Here is a 16410-nt window from a genome sequence, read left to right as displayed (position 1 = left end):
CGCGGCATCGGATCCCATGCCCACGTCAGAGGCGCGGATACGGGGGTATGGGATCCCATGCCGCGCAGGGGAGCGGTCACCAGGCGCCGTCCCCGCCGCCGAAGTGGCCGGTGTGGTCGGCTCCCGTGGGGCGCATCGCCGCGGCCGCGTGCCGGACGGCCTTCTTGATGTTGGCGTAGCCCGTGCACCGGCAGAGGTTGCCGCCGACGATCTCGTCGACCTCCTCCTCCGTGATCTCCGCAGCCTTGTCCCGCGCCTCGAGCCCGGCCGCGATCGTGACCAGGAAGCCCGGCGTGCAGAAGCCGCACTGCAGCGCGTGGCACTCGCGGAACGTCTCCTGGACCGGGTGCAGCACCTGCCCGCCCTGGTGGTCGTCGCGCGCGAGGCCCTCCACCGTGGTGACGGAGGCGCCGTCGACCTGGACCGCGAGCACGAGGCACGACCGCATCGGCTGCCCGTCGACCAGCACCGTGCACGCCCCGCAGACCCCGTGCTCGCAGCCCACGTGGGTGCCGGTCAGCCCGAGGTCGTGCCGCAGCGCGTCCGACAGCAGCCGCCGCACCGGCAGCGTTGCTTCACGTGGAACCCCGTTGACCGTGACGGTGATCGAGCGCTCGGTGTCGACCGACGTCATGCGGCACTCCTCAGAACGGCTTCGGCGGCGGCCTCTGCGAGTGTCCGCTCGGTCAGCACCCCGACGAGCAGCCGCCGGTAGTCGGCGCTGGCGTGCAGGTCGCCGTCCGGGTCCACGAGCGTGCGGGCCAGCTCGCCGGCCGCGGCCCAGTCCGCGGAGTCGGCAGCCTGGCCGTTCACCGCGTCGGTCAGGTCGTACACCTCGGGCACCAGCCCGACGGACAGGTAGGAGGCGCGCACGGCGGAGACGGTCCCGTTCTCGGACAGCGTGACGACGACGCCCGCGCCGCAGACCGCATAGTCGCCCTTGCGCCGCGAGATCTCCGCGAACGCCGTCCCCGAGCGTGGCGGCAGCGCGGGGAAGAAGGCGTCGACCACGATCGCCGGGCCGTGCACCGAGGTCTCCAGCGGCCCCACGAAGAGGTCCCGCCAGCCCACCGTCGAGCGGCCGGAGGGCGTCGCCACCGTCACCGAGCCGCCGGTCAGCGCCAGCACCGCGGTCATCTCGCCGGACGGATCGGCGTGCGCGATCGAGCCGACCGTCGTCCCGCGGTTCCGGATCGCGGGGTGCGCGACGTTCGCCGTCGCCCGGGCCAGCAGCGGCTGCACCCGGGCGGCGGCGGCGTCGTGCAGGAGCCCCACGTGCCGGACCAGTGCCCCCACCCGGACGCCGTCCCCGGTGGCCTCGACGGTGTCGAGGTCGGGCACCCGGTTGATGTCCACCAGCGTGGCCGGCGCCGCGAGCCGCATCGAGAGCAGCGGGATCAGCGACTGGCCACCGGCGAGCACCTTGGCGCCCGCTCCCTCGGCGACGAGGACGTCGAGTGCCTCGTCGAGGGAGCCGGGGTCGGCGTACCGGAAGGGGGCGGGCTTCACCTCTCGCGCGTGCCCGTCGTGCCGTCGCGCCGGGTGCTCGCACGCCCGGCCTCCAGCTCGTCGAGCGAGGACGGGTCCGACCCGCCGAGATCCGCGCCGTGGCCGAGCGTCGAGGCGGCGGCCGGGTGCGTGCCCTCCCGGGTCAGCGCCTCCCGCATGTCCGCGGGTGCCAGCGCCTTGGCCAGGTGCCAGAAGGCGACGGCGACGATCGAGCCGAGCGCGATCCCGCTCAGGGAGAAGTCGTCGGAGAACTCCAGGGTGACGTCACCGATCCCGATGATGATCCCGGCCGCGAGCGGCACGAGGTTGATCGGGTTGGCGAAGTCGACCCGGTTCTCCTTCCAGATCTTGGCGCCCAGCAGGCCGATCATCCCGTAGAGGACGACGGTGATGCCGCCGAGCACTCCACCCGGGACGATGTTGATCAGCGCGCCGAACTTCGGGCACAGGCCGAGCAGGATCGCCACGATCGCGGCCACGTAGTACGCCGCGGTCGAGTAGACGCGCGTCGCGGCCATGACGCCGATGTTCTCGGCGTAGGTCGTCGTGGGGGAGCCGCCGACCGAGGAGGCGATGACGGTCGCGATCCCGTCTGCGGCGACGGCGCGGCCCATCATCGGGTCGAGGTCGCGCTTGGTCATCTCCGCGACGGCCTTCACGTGACCGACGTTCTCCGCGACCAGCGCGATGACGGCGGGCAGCACCAGGAGGCTGAACTTCACCGAGAAGTGCGGCGCGGTGAAGTCCGGCGTCCCGATCCAGTCGGCGTCGCCGACGCTGTCGAAGTTGATCCGGTCGCGGGTGGTGTCCCCGCCGGTGTTCGGGTCGAACGACGTGATCTGTCCGGCCGTGGCGTCCAGCAGCACCGAGAGCAGGTAGCCGAACACGAGGCCGAGCAGGATCGCGATGCGGGCGATGAAGCCGCGCAGCGCCAGGGAGGCGACGATGACGAAGGTCATCGTCGCCAGCGCCACCCACTGGTCCTGCGGCCAGTAGGTCTTGGCCGCGACCGGGGCGAGGTTGAAGCCGATGAGCATGACGACCGCGCCGGTGACCGCCGGTGGCAGGACCTTGTTGATCACCCCGAGGCCGGCGAAGTGGATCAGCACGCCGACCAGGGCGAGGACGACGCCGGCGACCAGGATCGCCCCGACCACGTCGGACGAGTCCCCGCCGTTGGTCCGGATCGCCGCGACACCGCCGACGAACGCCGCACTGGTGCCGAGATAGCTGGGGACGCGGTTCCGGACGATGAGCAGGAACAGGATCGTCGCGACCCCGCTCATCATGATCGCGAGGTTGGCGTCCAGCCCCATGATCAGCGGGAAGACGAACGTGGCGCCGAACATCGCGACGACGTGCTGCGCGCCGATGCCGATCGTGCGGGGCCACGTCAGGCGCTCGTCGGGTGCCACCGCCTCGCCCAGCGGGGGCGTTTTCCCGTCTCCGTAGAGCTTCCAGGTGAAGGCCATGCGGGGCTCCTCGAGGCACTCGATCCCATGGGGGTGCCCCATCTGACACCGCATGGCGGGGCTGCGGAAGTGCCTCACCGCTAAATCGTTATTCCCCGGATGTCTCACCGCTGAGGAAGTTCCGGCGGTAGCGTCCGGAACCGTGAACGCCCCGTCCCGGCACGTCTCACTACGCAGCGGCGTGTATGCCGACTCGGTCCGGCTGATGCAGGTCAGCCGCGACATCGGCACCCGTGACGGCGTCACCGCGGTGCTCGTCGCGATGGCCACGCCGCTCAACGTGGAGCTGGCCCAGGGGATGGGTCTGGCACCCGAGGAGCCGGCCACCCCGGAGCAGCTCCTCGTCGCGATCCGGGCGGACGACGACGACGCGCTGGCCGCCGCGGTCGCCGCCGTCGACACCGCCCTGGCCGAGCGGCAGCGGAGTACGGCGTCGGCACAGACCGTGCCCGTGCGCACCGTCGGCGCGGGCCTCGACGCGCTCGACGGCCCGGCCCTGGCCATCGTCAGCGTGCCCGGCCAGTACGCCGTCGCCGAGGCAGCCGACGCCATCGCCGCCGGCCAGAGCGTGCTCGTCTTCTCCGACGGCGTGCCCGTCGAGCACGAGGTCGCGCTCAAGCGCGCCGCGCACGACGCCGGCGTCCTCGTCATGGGGCCCGACTGCGGAACGGCGATCGTCTCGGGCCTCGCCCTCGGCTTCGCCAACGTCGTCCGCCCGGGGCCGGTGGGCCTGGTCGCAGCGAGCGGCACCGGCGCGCAGCAGGTCTCCTGTCTGCTCGACATCGCCCGGGTCGGCGTCTCGCACGTCCTCGGCGTCGGTGGCCGGGACCTCTCCGAGGCCGTCGGCGGGCTCGCGACCCTGGACGCGCTGGCGATGCTGGACGACGACCCGGCGACCGAGCGGGTGCTGCTGGTGTCCAAGCCCCCCGCGCCCTCGGTCGCCGCGCGCGTCGCCGAGGTGGCGGCCGGCCTCTCCACCCCGGTCCGGTCCGCCGCGCTGAGCGCCGAGTCGCCCGACCTCACCGCCGCGGTCGAGGCGCTGCTCGGCGACCTCGGCGTCGCGGTGCCGGCGTGGCCGTCGCGGAGCGGGTCCGAGGTGCAGGCCGCCCCGGGCGCCGTCCTCAAGGGCTTCTACTCCGGCGGCACGCTGGCCGACGAGGCGATGCTCCTGGCCGCCCCGGTGCTCGGCGACGTCCGCTCGAACACGCCACTGCGCCCCGACCTCGACCTCGGGACGGACCGTTTCGACTCTTCTGGTTCGGCCCCCAACCTTGCCGCCTCTGGCCACGTGGTCGTGGACTTCGGCGACGACGCGCTCACCGTCGGCCGCGCGCACCCGATGATCGACCCGACCCTGCGGCTCGAGGCGATCAGCAACCTCGCCGCCCGTCGCGAGCCCGCCGTCCTGCTGCTCGACGTCGTCCTCGGGTACGGCGCCGACCCGGACCCGACCCACGCCCTCGTGCCGACGCTGACCGCCGCCCGGCGGGCCGGTCCGCTGCCGGTGGTCGTCGCGCTGATCGGCACCGAGGCCGATCCGCAGGGCTGGAGCCGCCAGGCCGATGCCCTCGCCGCGGCCGGCGCGCACGTCTTCGCCTCCAACGCGCAGGCCACCCGGTTCGCCCTCGACCTGCTGGGAGGCGCGCGGTGAACCCGCTGCTCTCCGGACCGCCCGCCGTCGTCGCCGCCGGCGTCGACGTCTTCTCCGACGCGCTGCGCGCCCAGGGCGCCGAGGTGCACGACGTCGACTGGCGGCCGCCGGGCTTCGGCGACGCGGCCGACCTCGCCGCGCTGGTCCTGGACCCGCGCCGGGGCACGGCCAACCGGACGGCGGTCGAGCGGGTGCTGGCCGCGGGCTCGGTGCTCACCGACGTCCGCCCGGCGCGCGAGGTCCTCGGACTGACCGACCGCACGATCCTGCACGCCGGACCGCCGATCACCTGGGCCGACGCCAGCGGCCCCCTCCGCGGCGGGCTGATCGGGGCCACCCTGTTCGAGGGCTGGGCGTCCACGGTGGCGGAGGCCGAGCGGCTGCTGGCCGCCGGCGAGATCGCCCTCGACCCGTGCCACCACCACTCCGCGGTCGGCCCGATGGCCGGGGTCACGTCGCCGTCCATGTGGATGTGGTGCCTCGAGGACCCGGTCCAGGGCGGGAAGGCCTACTGCAACCTCAACGAGGGCCTGGGCAAGGTGCTGCGGATGGGCGCTTTCAACGACGAGGTGCTCACCCGGCTGGCCTGGATGCGCGAGGTGCTGGGGCCGGTGCTCGCCGCGGCCGTGCGGTCGATGAGCGACCCGCTCGACGTCAAGGCCGTGCTCGCGCAGATGCTGCAGATGGGCGACGAGGGGCACAACCGCAACCGCGCCGGGTCCCTGATGGCGCTGCGCGAGCTCTCGCCCGCGGTCGTGGAGGTGGACGCGGCGTCGTCCGACATCGCCGCGGTGCTGCGCTTCATCGGCGGCAACGAGCACTTCTTCCTCAACCTCGGCATGCCGACGGCGAAGCTGGCGATGGATGCCGCCCGCGACGTCCCCGGCTCGACCATGGTCACGGTCATGGCCCGCAACGGCACCGAGTTCGGCATCCAGACCGCCGGCACCGGCGACCGCTGGTTCACCGGCCCCGCGCAGACCCCGGTCGGGCTGTACCTCGGCGACTACGGGCCCGACGACGCGAACCCCGACATCGGCGACTCCGCCATCATGGAGACCTACGGCGTCGGCGGGTTCTCCATGGCCGCGGCGCCGGCGATCGTCCGGTTCGTCGGCGGCACGGTGCCCGACGCCCTGGCCACGACCGAGCGGATGTACCAGCTCACGCTCGCCGAGAACCCGGCCATGGCGATCCCGATCCTCGGCTTCCGCGGGTCGCCGACCGGCATCGACGTCGTCTCCGTGGCGCGCACCGGGTGGCTGCCGCAGATCAACACCGGCATGGCGGGCCGGGTCGCCGGCACCGGCCAGGTGGGCGCCGGGCTGGTGCAGCCGCCGCGGGAGTGCTTCGAGCAGGCACTGACCGCGCTCGCCGCCGAGGTTCGCTAAACCCGTACCCGCAGCGCCATCACGGCGACGTCGTCGTCGGCCTGCCCGCCGAGCTCTGCGACGAGGGAGTCGCAGACGTCCTCCAGCGGTCGGGCGCTCGAGCCGCGCAGGCGGTCGACGAGCGACGCGAGACCGTCGTCCAGGGGTGCGTCCCGGCGCTCGACCAGGCCGTCGGTGTAGAGAAGCAGGGTGTCGCCGGGCGTGAGCAGCAGCTCGTGGTCGTACCGGGGCCCGGCCTCGTCCAGTCCCAACAGCCGGTCGACCGGCCGGGCCAGCAGGCCGGCGCTGCCGTCGGCACCGACCAGCACCGGTGGGGGGTGGCCGGCGTTGGACCAGCGCAGCTCCACGGCTCCGGCCGGGGCGCGCTCGTCCAGCGTGGCGACGGTGATCGTCACCAGCGCCTCGACGTCGAGGTCGAGCAGCGCCCGGTCCAGGGCCGACAGCACGGCGGCGGGCGATCCGACCACCGACTGCGCCAGCCCGCGGAGCATCCCCCGGGCCTGCGCCATCGTCGCCGCGGCGCGGGCGTCGTGACCCTCGACGTCGCCGATGACCAGCATCGTCGTCCCGTCGGGAACGGCGAAGGCGTCGTACCAGTCGCCGCCGACGTGCGCGCCGACCGTGGCCGGCCGGTAGCGCACCGCCGTCGTCAGCCGCTCCAGCGTCGGCGGCTCGGTGAGGAGGCTCCGCTGCAGCGTCTCGGCCAGCTCCAGGACGGCGCGGTCGGCGGCCTGCTCCGCCACGAGCCGCCTGGTCTGCGCCTCGCGGCGCTGGCGGAGCGTGCAGGCGGCGACGGCCGCGACCCCACCAGCGGTCACGCCGACGATGCGGGCGATCTGCGCCACCACGGTGGTCTCGGTGTACTGCTGGTCGTACACGCCCAGCACGGCCGCGGTGACCACGGCGGCGACGCCGTAGCCGGCGGTCGCCCGGCGGCCGAGCGCGGTCGCCGCGACCATCGGCGCGATGGCCACCAGGCTGATCAGCACCTGCTCGCGGCCGATGAGGAGGTCCGTCACGACCACGGCGGCCAGCGTCGCCAGGGGCAGCGCGTGGGCCGTCACGGCAGGTCGGTTCACTGGGCGCCCCTCGTCCGGCCGACCGTGCGGTCCTGTCCCGCTCGACCCTAGCCGGGCGGCGGACTCACGCCTGGGCGCGAGCGCAGTCCAGCAGCTCGCCCAGCGCCGACCCGAACGCCGTCCGGTCGGCGGCCGCGGCCGGGAACGGGACGCGCAGGTCGTAGTGGGAGCGGGGGCACTCCACGCGGAAGAGGACGCCGAACCGGTCGACGCCCAGCAGGTGCACGCCGTCGTCCTCCCCGGCCCAGAGCCGCACGCGGGCGCACAGCTCGGCCAGGGGGTGGGCGTGCTCGCCGAGGAGGTCCACCTCGTCGGCCGCCAGCGGGTCGGGGCGGGCCGCGGCGAACTCCTCCGGCTCGATCGAGGTGCAGGTCCCACCCTCCTCCAGCAGCACCTCGGCCACCTCCAGTCGCAGCAGGCAGGCGGTCAGGCCCACGTCGAGGAGGACGTCGGCGGAGCACGCGTCGGCGAAGTCGAGCACCAGCCGCGCTTCCTCGGCCGGGGGCACCGGCGACAGCCAGCCGACCAGCTCCAGCTGACCGCGCACCGGGTCGCGCAGCGGGAGGGCGGTGCGGCGGGTGACGGTCAGCCGGGCCGGCAGGTCACCGAGCGGCGAGCGGCGGACGGCGGCGGCGAGGCCACCGGAGCGCGGGACGACGAGCAGCACGTCGCCGGCCGCGGTGGTGGTCGCGGCCAGCAGCGGCGCGGTGCCCTGGCCGAGGGTGTGCACCCAGGCCGCCGAGCAGGTGGCGACGGTCCGGGCGCGCTCGGCGTCGGTCGGGGCCTCGGCGCCCAGCCGCGGGGAGGTACGGGTCGATCGACGTGCGGTCATGGCTGCCCTCGCGACTGTCGTCCGGTAGTAAGGTGAGCCTAACCAAACTGGAGGCTCCGTGAACACACCTCGTCCCAAGATCCGGCTGAGCCGCCGGCTGGGGATGCCGCTGACCCCGAAGGCCGTGGCCTACTTCGAGCGCCGTCCGTATCCGCCGGGCGAGCACGGCCGCAAGCGGAAGACGCCGAGCGACTACTCGACCCGGTTGCTGGAGAAGCAGCGGCTGCGCGCGCAGTACGACGTCAGCGAGACGCAGCTGCGGCGGGCCTTCGACCGGGCGAGGCGGACCGGCGGCAAGACCGGCGAGGCGCTGATCCAGGACCTCGAGTCGCGGCTGGACGCCACGGTGCTGCGGGCCGGCTTCGCCCGCACGATCTACCAGGCGCGGCAGTTCGTCACGCACCAGCACGTCCTCGTCAACGGGCGCCGCGTCGACCGGCCCTCGTACCGGCTCAAGCCCGGGGACTTCCTGCAGATCGCCGAGCGGTCGCGGACCAAGGAGCCGTTCGTCGTCGCCGCGTCGGGTGCGCATGCCGAGCCGCCGTCCTACCTCGAGGTCCGGCTCACCGACCTCGTGGCCCGGGTGGAGCGGACGCCGTCCCGCGAGGAGATCCCGGTGATCTGCGAGGAGCAGCTGGTCGTGGAGTACTACTCCCGGTGAGGTGCCGAGCGCTGTGCGCCTGAGGACCGTTCCGCCGCGGGAGTGGTCACCCAGCGCACATCGCTCGCAGCATCAGGCCGGGAGCAGGTCCTCGGCGCCGGCGGTGAGGGTGGTCCGGGCCGCCTCGGCGTCGCCGAGGTAGCCGGCCACCATCGCGCCGTCGCGCAGCATCACGAACCGCCGGGTCGCCTCCTCGGGGTCGGCGTGCCCGGCGGTCCGGTAGGCGCGGGTGACCGTCTCGGTGAGCCACGCACGGTGGACGGCGACGGCGCGGTGCACCGGGTCGGCCGGGTCGGGGTGCTCGGCGGCGGCGTTGATGAACGGGCAGCCGCGGAAGCCGGGCCGGCACAGCTCGTTGCCGATCGCCTCGGTGAGCCGCCGCAGCTGGGCGACGGCCGCCGCCGCGTCGTCCGGAGCGCCGCCGACGTACTCGCGGACGGCGTCGTCGACCCCGCGCAGGTAGGCGACGACGAGGTCCTCCTTGCCGGGGAAGTGCCGGTAGAAGGTCGCCCGCGTGATCCCCGCGGCGCCGACGATCCGGTCGACGCCGACCGTGTGCAGCCCCTCCGCGTAGAAGAGCTCGGCGGCCGTGCGCAGCAGGCGCTCGCGGGCGGCCGAGGGGCGGGGAGGGGCGGTCACGTCGTCCATCCTAGGGGAGAACGAACGTTCCGTCTTGCATCGCGGCAGTGCCTGTGGTCGAGTGGAGGCAGAACGACCGTTCTCCCTACTGCCGAGGAGCCCTTATGGACGCCATCTACACCGCCGTCGCCACCGCCTCGGGCGACGGCCGTAACGGCCACGCCCGCAGCTCCGACGGGATCGTCGACGTCGACCTCGCCATCCCGAAGGAGATGGGTGGCGCCGGCGGGGCGACCAACCCCGAGCAGCTGTTCGCCGCCGGGTACGCCGCCTGCTTCCACTCGGCGCTGAAGCTCGTCGCCGGCCAGAAGAAGCTCCCGATCACCGACTCCGCCGTCACGGCCGAGGTCGGCATCGGCGCGAACGACTCCGGTGGCTTCGGGCTCGCCGTCGCCCTCGAGGTCGAGCTCGGCGGCATCGACCAGGCCGCCGCCGACGAGCTCGTCGAGGCCGCCCACCAGGTCTGCCCCTACTCCAACGCCACCCGGGGCAACGTCCCGGTCACGCTGACGGCCACCGTCGCCTGAGCGCACTACGAGCAGTGTGCGCTGAGTGCCCGGTCCGGCCGGGGAACGGGCACTCAGCGCACAGTGCGTGCGGCAGCTGGCCGCCGCCTCAGGCCTTGACGATCGCGGCGACCGGGCCGCCGCCCGAGGGGCCCTGGTGCACCGCGGCCACCGAGACGAACACCGCCGGGTCGCCGGTCACCGACGCCGCGACCCCGCCGACGGTCGCCTTGATCTGCCGGTGCCAGAAGACGTCGGAGTCGTCGAGCATCGCGTTGCGCCGGCCGCGCACGTAGCCGGTCGGGTCGGCCTCGCACTTGAGGAAGACGTTGACCAGCCGGTCGCCGAGGTCGCTGGTGCGTGGCCGCTCGGGCAGGTCGAGGCCGGCCTCGCGGATGGCGTTCCAGATGCCGTCCTGGTCCAGGGCGTCCGTCATCACCGAGTGGCCGATCCGGTAGGCGCCGCCGTGCCCGCGGGCGTTGCCGACGACGACGATCTGCGCCCGGTCCAGCTCCACGCCCGACGAGCACGAGGCGACCGCGCTGAACAGCGAGAGGTCGCGCATGACCTGCTTCTGCTCCGGCATCTCGATCTCGCCGAGCGCGACCGCGATGCCCAGCGCCGTCGTCCCGTTGGAGAGGTCCATCGAGCCGTGCGGCTCGTCGTAGTACGTCTCCTGACCGCGGGACTTCGCCTCGCGGATGGTCTCGATCGTCAGCAGCGGCGTCTTGGTCTGCACGTAGTGGACGTCGGCCGGGTCGGTGATCCCCGCGGCCTCCATCGCCGTGCGCACGCCGGCGGCGACCTTCTCCACCATCGCGATGCGGCCGATGTCCTCGGGCAGCAGCACGTCGCTCATCGCGTAGCCGACGGTCAGCCGCGGCTCGTCGGTCTTCTCCACCGCGTCCTCGGGGAGGGTGGCGAAGATCGTCGCGTGCGGGCTGATGACGCCGTCCGTGCCGCCGGACCAGACGATCGGGATCTCCCCGACCTCCTCCTTCGACCGGCTGCCCTTCTCGAGCAGGACCTCGCGGAAGGCGCGGTCGGCGATGATCCGGGTGTAGTCGTTGACGCCGCCGTTGCCCTCGGTCTTGCCGATGACGGCGACCACCCGGTCGGCCTCCATGACGCCCTCGTCGATGAGCTTCGCCAGCTCGGAGGCGTCGCTGACGTTGTGCAGCGGGACCTTGCGGACCTCGATCGGTGCGGGCACGGGGTTCCTCTTCTCAGTGAGCTGTCAGGACGGTGCCGACGTCGTCCCCGGTGACGGCGTCGGTGATGGACTCGAGCGTGGTGACGACGGCGCGGCCGCCGCCTCCTCCGATGAAGCGCAGGGCCGCCTCGACCTTGGGGCCCATGCTCCCGCCGGCGAACTCGCCGGCCGCGGCGAGCGAGCGCAGCTCGGCGGGCGTGACGCGGCCGAGCGGACGGGCGGACGGCGTGCCGAAGCCGACCATGACGTTCGGGACGTCGGTGGCGAGGACCAGGACGTCCGCGTCGACGTCACGGGCGAGCACCGCCGCGGTCAGGTCCTTGTCGATGACCGCCTCGACGCCTCGCAGCGCCGGGTGGGTGGGGTCGTTGCCGTCGTCCGCCACCACCGGGATGCCGCCGCCGCCGGCGCAGACGACGACGAAGCCGGCGGCGACGAGCGCGTGCACCGCCGGGTAGTCCACGACCGCCCGCGGCTCGGGCGAGGCGACGATCCGCCGCCAGCCGCGGGGCCCGCGGTCCTCCCAGGTCTGGCCGAGCGCGATGAGCCGCTGGGCGTGCTCGTGGGGGAGGAAGCGGCCGACCGGCTTCGACGGCGTGCGGAGACCCGGGTCGGCGGGGTCGACGAGCGTGCGGGTGACGAGGGCGGCGGTCCGCTGGGGGAGTCCGCGGGCCGCGAGGGCGGCGTCCAGCTCGTCGGCGAGCGTGAACCCGATGGTCGCCTGCGTCTGGGCGACGTTCCAGTCCAGCGGGACGGGCGGGACCTCGTGTGCGGCCAGCTCGTTCTTCACCAGCAGGTTGCCCACCTGCGGGCCGTTGCCGTGGGTGACGACGACCTCGACGCCGGCGGCGACCAGCTCGGCGACGTGGCCAGCGGCGACGCGCAGCGCAGCCTGCTGGGCGGCGGGGGTGGCGGAGCCGTCCGGGCCGGTCATCGCGTTGCCCCCGAGCGCGACGACGGCGCGGCGGGGGAGGGTCACCCCGGCGACCCTAGCCCCGAATACCTCAGCGCTGAAGTACTCGGCCACCGTGCAGGGGCCCGCCACGAGCTTGCGAGTGGTGGGGGGCAGGGAGGTCCTTCATCAGCGGCGCCAGAAGTCGAACGGGTCCCGGCCGGGCCGGAAGCCCGCCGCCTCGACGACGTCCACGGCGAGGTCGAACCGCTGGCCGACGGCGGCCGGCTGGTGCCCGTCGCTGCCGAAGCTGATCGCCTCGCCACCCTCCTCGTGGAACCAGCGCACCTGGTCCACCGAGGCCAGCGGGCTGCTGGTGTTCACCTCGAGCGCGCGGCCGGTCTGCGCCAGGGCCCGGAAGACCGCCCGGTACTCCTCCTCGTAGTCCTTCTCCGCGTACCGGTGCGTGCCGCCGGGCCAGTACCGGCGCGGGAAGTCCACGTGCGCGAGGACCTGGAAGACGTCGCTGCTCTCGATCATGTCGACGACCTCGGCGAGGTAGCGGCGCATCGTGCCGTCGGAGTCCTCCCACAGCAGGTGGCCGACGCCGTAGAGCCGCCCGCCCTCCGGCAGGGAGTGCAGGGAGCCGAGCACCCGGTCGACCGGCCCGTTGCGCAGGTGGGCGGCGATGCTGGCGCCGAAGAGGTGCGGCTCGCCCGCCTCGACCCCGGACAGGATGCGCAGCTCCGGGAAGCGGGCGCGCACCTCCGCGAGCTCGGCGAAGTAGCCCTCGACGTCGATCTCTGCGTGCCGGGAGGCGTGCCGCTCGACGAGTCCCTCGTCGGTGGCGCGGTCGTCGGGGTCCCAGACGGTGAAGTCCAGGTGCTCGGTGAACGCGACCGCCGGCAGCCCGAGGGCGATCGCCCGCTCACAGGCGCGCGCCATCGTGGAGGTGGAGGCGGTGTCCCACGACCAGTGCGTGTGGACGTGGTTGTCCGGCGGGAGTGACTGGTCCTGTGGCATCGCCCCCATACTCCCGCGTCGCTCTCCACAGGGGGCCGCGGGATGTCGGCGGAGGTGCCTACTGTCGGGCCCATGACCACCGCCCTGCCGACGTCCGAGGTGGCCGCCGAGGCGCTCGAGATCCTCCGCGAGCTCACCGGCCGCCCCGACGCGGAGTTCCGCGACGGGCAGGACACCGCCGTCACCGCCCTCGTCGAGCGGTCCCAGCGCGCGCTGGTCGTGCAGCGCACCGGCTGGGGGAAGTCGGCGGTCTACTTCGTCTCCACCGCGCTCCTGCGCCGCCGCGGCGCCGGCCCCACGCTGCTGGTCAGCCCCCTGCTCGCGCTGATGCGCGACCAGGTCACCGCCGCCTCCCGCGCCGGCATCCGTGCCGTGGAGATCTCCAGCTCGAACGTGACGGAGTGGGACGACATCGCCGCCCGGCTCGCCGCCGACGACGTCGACGTCCTGTTGGTCTCCCCGGAGCGGCTCACCAACCCCCGCTTCCGCGAGGAGCAGCTGCCGGGCCTGGTCGCCCGCTGCGGCCTGGTCGTCGTCGACGAGGCGCACTGCGTCTCCGACTGGGGCCACGACTTCCGCCCCGACTACCGGCGCATCCGCGACCTGCTGGGCACGCTGCCCGCCGGCACGCCGGTGCTGGCCACCACCGCCACGGCGAACGAGCGGGTGGTGGCCGACGTCGCCGAGCAGCTGGGTGTCGGTGGCGTGGAGGTCACCACCGTCCGCGGCCCGCTGGCCCGCGACTCGCTGCGCCTGGGCGTGCTGCGGCTGCCGACCGACCGCGCCCGCCTGGCCTGGCTCGCCGCGCACCTGGGCGACCTGCCGGGCAGCGGCATCGTCTACACGCTGACCGTGGCGGCGGCCGAGGAGACGGCGTCCCTGCTGCGCGACGCCGGCCACGAGGTGCGGTCCTACACCGGGCGGCTGGACGACGCCGACCGCAAGGACGCCGAGGAGGCCCTGCGGGAGAACCGGGTCAAGGCGCTGGTCGCCACCTCCGCGCTCGGCATGGGCTTCGACAAGCCCGACCTCGGGTTCGTCGTCCACCTCGGGGCGCCCTCGTCGCCGGTCAGCTACTACCAGCAGGTGGGCCGCGCGGGCCGCGCCGTCGAGCACGCCGACGTGCTGCTGCTCCCCGGCCCGGAGGACCTCGCCATCTGGCAGTGGTTCGCCACCTCGTCGATGCCGCGGGAGGACCACGCGGCCGCCGTCCTCACCGCGATGGCCGACGGCAAGGCCTGGTCCGTGGCCCGGCTGGAGACGGTGGCCGACGTGCGCCGGTCCCGGCTCGAGCTGCTGCTCAAGGTGCTCGCCGTCGACGGCGCGGTCGAGCGGGTCCAGGGCGGATGGCGGTCGACCGGCGTCCCGTGGGTCTACGACGCCGACCGGTACGCCCGGGTGGCGCGCACCCGGGAGGCCGAGCAGCGGTCGATGATCACCTACGCCCGGCCGGTCGACGAGGCGCAGTGCCGGATGGCGTTCCTGCAGGAGGCCCTCGACGACCCGACCGCGGCGCCGTGCGGTCGCTGCGACGTCTGCGCCGGGCCCTGGTACCCCACCGACATCCCCTCCGGTGCCGCGGACGCGGCCTCCGCCGCGCTCGACCGCCCCGGCGTCGAGCTGCCGCCCAGGGCCCAGTGGCCAACCGGCGCCGACCGGCTCGGCGTGACCGTGAAGGGCAAGATCAGCCCGGCCGAGCAGCTCGACCCGGGCCGGGCCGTCGCCCGGCTCACCGACCTCGGCTGGGGTCAGCGGCTGCGCACGCTCCTGGGGGACGACGGCGTGGGCGGAACCGTCGTGCTGGACCTGGAGGCGCCGGGCATCGAGGAGGACCCGGACGCCGCCTTCGACGTGCCCGTCCAGCGGTCGATCAGCGACGTCCCGCCGGACGACGAGCTGCTCCGCGCGTGCGGGCGGGTGCTGGGGGCCTGGGACTGGGCGGAACGGCCGGCCGCGGTCGTGGCGATCCCCTCCCGGCGCCGGCCCCGGTTGGTGACCGGACTGGCCGAGGGCCTCGCCCGGCTGGGTCGGCTGCCGTACCTGGGTGAGCTCTCCCTGGCCTCCGGCGGACCCAGCGGAGGCGCGGGCGGCAACAGCGCCTTCCGCCTGGCCGGGGTCTGGCAGCGCATCGTGGTCGGGCCCGAGCTGCGGGAGCGACTCGACCAGCTGGGGCCGGTCCCCGTACTGCTGGTCGACGACCTGGCCGACTCGCGCTGGACCATGACGGTCGCCGGCCGCGAACTCCGTCTCGCCGGGGCCTCTCGTGTCCTGCCCTTCGCGTTGGCGCTCGCCGCCTGATCGGTTGTCCACAGGTTTTCGAACAGCTGTGCGAAACCCGGGCTAGTCTTCCACCATGTCGCTCGCGCACCAGCCGTCGATGTGGGACCTGGCGGAGGAGGCCGCCCTCACGCCGCTGGCCGGCGCGGTGGAGCGCCATCCGCTGAGCCGCGGCGCCTGGGTGGACCACCTGCCGGGATGGGTCACCGGGTCGGAGTCGGTGCTCGAGGTCCTGCTCGGGGACATCGGCTGGCGGGCCGACCGGCGGCAGATGTACGAACGCGAGGTCGCCGTCCCGCGGCTGCTGCGCTGGTACGGGGTCGACGAGACGCTCCCGCACCCGCTGATCGCCGAGGCGCGCACGGCCCTGACCGAGCACTACGGCCCCGAACTTGGTGAGCCGTTCGTCAGCGCCGGCATGTGCCTGTACCGCGACGGCCGCGACAGCGTGGCGTGGCACGGGGACCGCCTGGGCCGTGCCCGGTCGGCCGACACCATGGTCGCGATCGTGTCCTTCGGCTCGCCGCGCCCGCTGATGCTCCGGCCCGTCGGTGGCGGCGAGAGCCTCCGCTTCCCGGTCGGGCACGGCGACCTCGTGGTGATGGGCGGCTCCTGCCAGCGCACGTGGGAGCACTGCATCCCCAAGACGTCGAAGCCCGTCGGACCGCGGGTCAGCGTCCAGTTCCGGCCGCGCGGGGTGCTCTGATCGGGGTCCTCCGACACCCTCCGGGGACCCCCCTGCACGACCCCCTCGGAGGCGTGTATGGTTCTCCCTGCACCACGCGAGAACGGACCGGGCCTCCAGCCCGGTCAACCGCCGGAAGCGCCCCCCGAGGGTCCACTGTTGCGGAGCGTGGGGTACATTGAGAACACCGCCTCGAACGAATGCCTGCAAAGGCCCGAGTACGAGCGCGTCCGTTCCTTGAGAACTCAACAGCGTGCCGAAAGTCAGTGCCAAGTAATACCCCGTGCACTGTTCGTCCCTTTGGGTTGGATGGTGCTGGGATTCCTTTGGTTGATTGATTCCGCGAGTGTCAGCTCGCGGTTCTCAGCCGTGATCAAATCATCTACGGAGAGTTTGATCCTGGCTCAGGACGAACGCTGGCGGCGTGCTTAACACATGCAAGTCGAACGGTGAACCCGCTTCGGTGGGGGATCAGTGGCGAACGGGTGAGTAACACGTGGGCAACCTGCCCTCAGCTCTGGGATAACTCCAAGAAATTGGGGCTAATACCGGATATTTCCGCTGACCGCATGGTCTGGTG

General features: G+C 73.6%; 15 protein-coding genes and 1 rRNA gene. 7 read left to right on the top strand and 9 right to left on the bottom strand.

Annotation, left to right across the window (positions count from 1 at the left end; all coding sequences use genetic code 11):
• Positions 1-76 precede the first annotated feature (76 nt).
• The 3 genes from N555_RS0105835 to N555_RS0105825 are packed head-to-tail and all read right to left on the bottom strand — an operon-like array spanning position 77 to position 2981.
• Positions 77-634 carry a (2Fe-2S)-binding protein gene (locus N555_RS0105835; RefSeq protein WP_034509035.1) on the bottom strand — a complete coding sequence of 186 codons (558 nt, stop codon included), beginning with the start codon at positions 632-634 and terminating at the stop codon, positions 77-79.
• Positions 631-1509, bottom strand: a complete 879-nt coding sequence (locus tag N555_RS0105830; RefSeq protein ID WP_029430559.1) for an FAD binding domain-containing protein — start codon at positions 1507-1509, stop codon at positions 631-633. Before N555_RS0105830 ends, N555_RS0105835 begins: the two co-directional genes overlap by 4 nt.
• On the bottom strand, positions 1506-2981 hold the full coding sequence (locus tag N555_RS0105825; protein WP_051683784.1) for a uracil-xanthine permease family protein: 1476 nt from the start codon (positions 2979-2981) through the stop codon (positions 1506-1508). Before N555_RS0105825 ends, N555_RS0105830 begins: the two co-directional genes overlap by 4 nt.
• 142 nt (positions 2982-3123) lie before the next feature.
• Between N555_RS0105825 and N555_RS0105820 the strand changes: the two genes are divergently transcribed.
• Positions 3124-4632: an FdrA family protein gene (locus tag N555_RS0105820; protein ID WP_029430557.1), complete on the top strand. Its 1509-nt coding sequence runs from the start codon at positions 3124-3126 to the stop codon at positions 4630-4632.
• The gene (locus N555_RS0105815; protein WP_029430556.1) at positions 4629-6023 is read left to right on the top strand and encodes a YlbE family protein; all 1395 of its coding nucleotides are present in this window, start codon (positions 4629-4631) and stop codon (positions 6021-6023) included. The genes N555_RS0105820 and N555_RS0105815 overlap by 4 nt, the downstream gene beginning before the upstream one ends.
• Here the strand turns inward: N555_RS0105815 and N555_RS0105810 are convergent.
• Together N555_RS0105810 and N555_RS27805 are read right to left on the bottom strand one after the other, a co-directional pair.
• On the bottom strand, positions 6020-7102 hold the full coding sequence (locus tag N555_RS0105810; protein WP_231502616.1) for a PP2C family protein-serine/threonine phosphatase: 1083 nt from the start codon (positions 7100-7102) through the stop codon (positions 6020-6022). The two genes, N555_RS0105815 and N555_RS0105810, sit on opposite strands and share 4 nt — an antisense overlap.
• 64 nt (positions 7103-7166) lie before the next feature.
• Complete coding sequence (locus N555_RS27805) at positions 7167-7934, bottom strand: hypothetical protein (RefSeq protein WP_051683783.1); 768 nt, start codon at positions 7932-7934, stop codon at positions 7167-7169.
• 58 nt (positions 7935-7992) lie between these two features.
• Here N555_RS27805 and rpsD point away from each other — a divergent pair, with 58 nt between their 5' ends.
• Positions 7993-8595 carry a 30S ribosomal protein S4 gene (gene rpsD, locus N555_RS0105800; protein ID WP_029430553.1) on the top strand — a complete coding sequence of 201 codons (603 nt, stop codon included), beginning with the start codon at positions 7993-7995 and terminating at the stop codon, positions 8593-8595.
• A gap of 72 nt (positions 8596-8667) precedes the next feature.
• Here rpsD and N555_RS0105795 read toward each other — a convergent pair whose 3' ends face one another.
• The gene (locus N555_RS0105795; RefSeq protein ID WP_197028910.1) at positions 8668-9234 is read right to left on the bottom strand and encodes a TetR/AcrR family transcriptional regulator; all 567 of its coding nucleotides are present in this window, start codon (positions 9232-9234) and stop codon (positions 8668-8670) included.
• A gap of 104 nt (positions 9235-9338) precedes the next feature.
• On the opposite strand from N555_RS0105795, the gene N555_RS0105790 reads away from it, so the two are divergent.
• Positions 9339-9761, top strand: a complete 423-nt coding sequence (locus tag N555_RS0105790) for an organic hydroperoxide resistance protein (RefSeq protein ID WP_029430551.1) — start codon at positions 9339-9341, stop codon at positions 9759-9761.
• An 88-nt stretch (positions 9762-9849) separates the two neighbouring features.
• On the opposite strand, the gene N555_RS0105785 is transcribed toward N555_RS0105790, so the two are convergent.
• The 3 genes from N555_RS0105785 to N555_RS0105775 all read right to left on the bottom strand — a co-directional run bounded on the left by N555_RS0105785 (position 9850) and on the right by N555_RS0105775 (position 12868).
• The gene (locus N555_RS0105785; protein WP_029430550.1) at positions 9850-10953 is read right to left on the bottom strand and encodes a barbiturase; all 1104 of its coding nucleotides are present in this window, start codon (positions 10951-10953) and stop codon (positions 9850-9852) included.
• A gap of 13 nt (positions 10954-10966) precedes the next feature.
• Positions 10967-11932, bottom strand: coding sequence for a carbamate kinase (locus N555_RS0105780; RefSeq protein WP_029430549.1), 966 nt, complete (start codon positions 11930-11932; stop codon positions 10967-10969).
• A 102-nt stretch (positions 11933-12034) separates the two neighbouring features.
• On the bottom strand, positions 12035-12868 hold the full coding sequence (locus tag N555_RS0105775) for a PHP domain-containing protein (protein WP_029430548.1): 834 nt from the start codon (positions 12866-12868) through the stop codon (positions 12035-12037).
• A gap of 72 nt (positions 12869-12940) precedes the next feature.
• On the opposite strand from N555_RS0105775, the gene N555_RS0105770 reads away from it, so the two are divergent.
• The 3 genes from N555_RS0105770 to N555_RS0105760 form a co-directional block, all read left to right on the top strand.
• A complete protein-coding gene (locus N555_RS0105770; RefSeq protein WP_029430547.1) occupies positions 12941-15166 on the top strand; it encodes a RecQ family ATP-dependent DNA helicase in 2226 nt (741 codons plus the stop codon).
• A gap of 55 nt (positions 15167-15221) precedes the next feature.
• A complete protein-coding gene (locus N555_RS0105765; RefSeq protein WP_029430546.1) occupies positions 15222-15851 on the top strand; it encodes an alpha-ketoglutarate-dependent dioxygenase AlkB in 630 nt (209 codons plus the stop codon).
• Between the two features lie 360 nt (positions 15852-16211).
• Positions 16212-16410: ribosomal RNA gene (locus tag N555_RS0105760) — 16S ribosomal RNA — on the top strand; the annotation flags it as partial.

It is taken from the genome of Blastococcus sp. URHD0036 (genome assembly GCF_000701365.1).
Classification (GTDB): Bacteria; Actinomycetota; Actinomycetes; order Mycobacteriales; family Geodermatophilaceae; genus Trujillonella.
This window is presented reverse-complemented; position numbering and strand designations above follow the sequence as displayed.

Excerpts from the sequence above, each read along its gene's own strand:
- N555_RS27805 (WP_051683783.1), bottom strand. The coding sequence starts at position 7,934 with ATGACCGCACGTCGATCGACCCGTACCTCCCCGCGGCTGGGCGCCGAG.
- N555_RS0105770 (WP_029430547.1), top strand. The coding sequence starts at position 12,941 with ATGACCACCGCCCTGCCGACGTCCGAGGTGGCCGCCGAGGCGCTCGAG.
- N555_RS0105790 (WP_029430551.1), top strand. The coding sequence starts at position 9,339 with ATGGACGCCATCTACACCGCCGTCGCCACCGCCTCGGGCGACGGCCGT.
- N555_RS0105765 (WP_029430546.1), top strand. The coding sequence starts at position 15,222 with ATGTCGCTCGCGCACCAGCCGTCGATGTGGGACCTGGCGGAGGAGGCC.
- N555_RS0105835 (WP_034509035.1), bottom strand. The coding sequence starts at position 634 with ATGACGTCGGTCGACACCGAGCGCTCGATCACCGTCACGGTCAACGGG.
- N555_RS0105775 (WP_029430548.1), bottom strand. The coding sequence starts at position 12,868 with ATGCCACAGGACCAGTCACTCCCGCCGGACAACCACGTCCACACGCAC.
- N555_RS0105825 (WP_051683784.1), bottom strand. The coding sequence starts at position 2,981 with ATGGCCTTCACCTGGAAGCTCTACGGAGACGGGAAAACGCCCCCGCTG.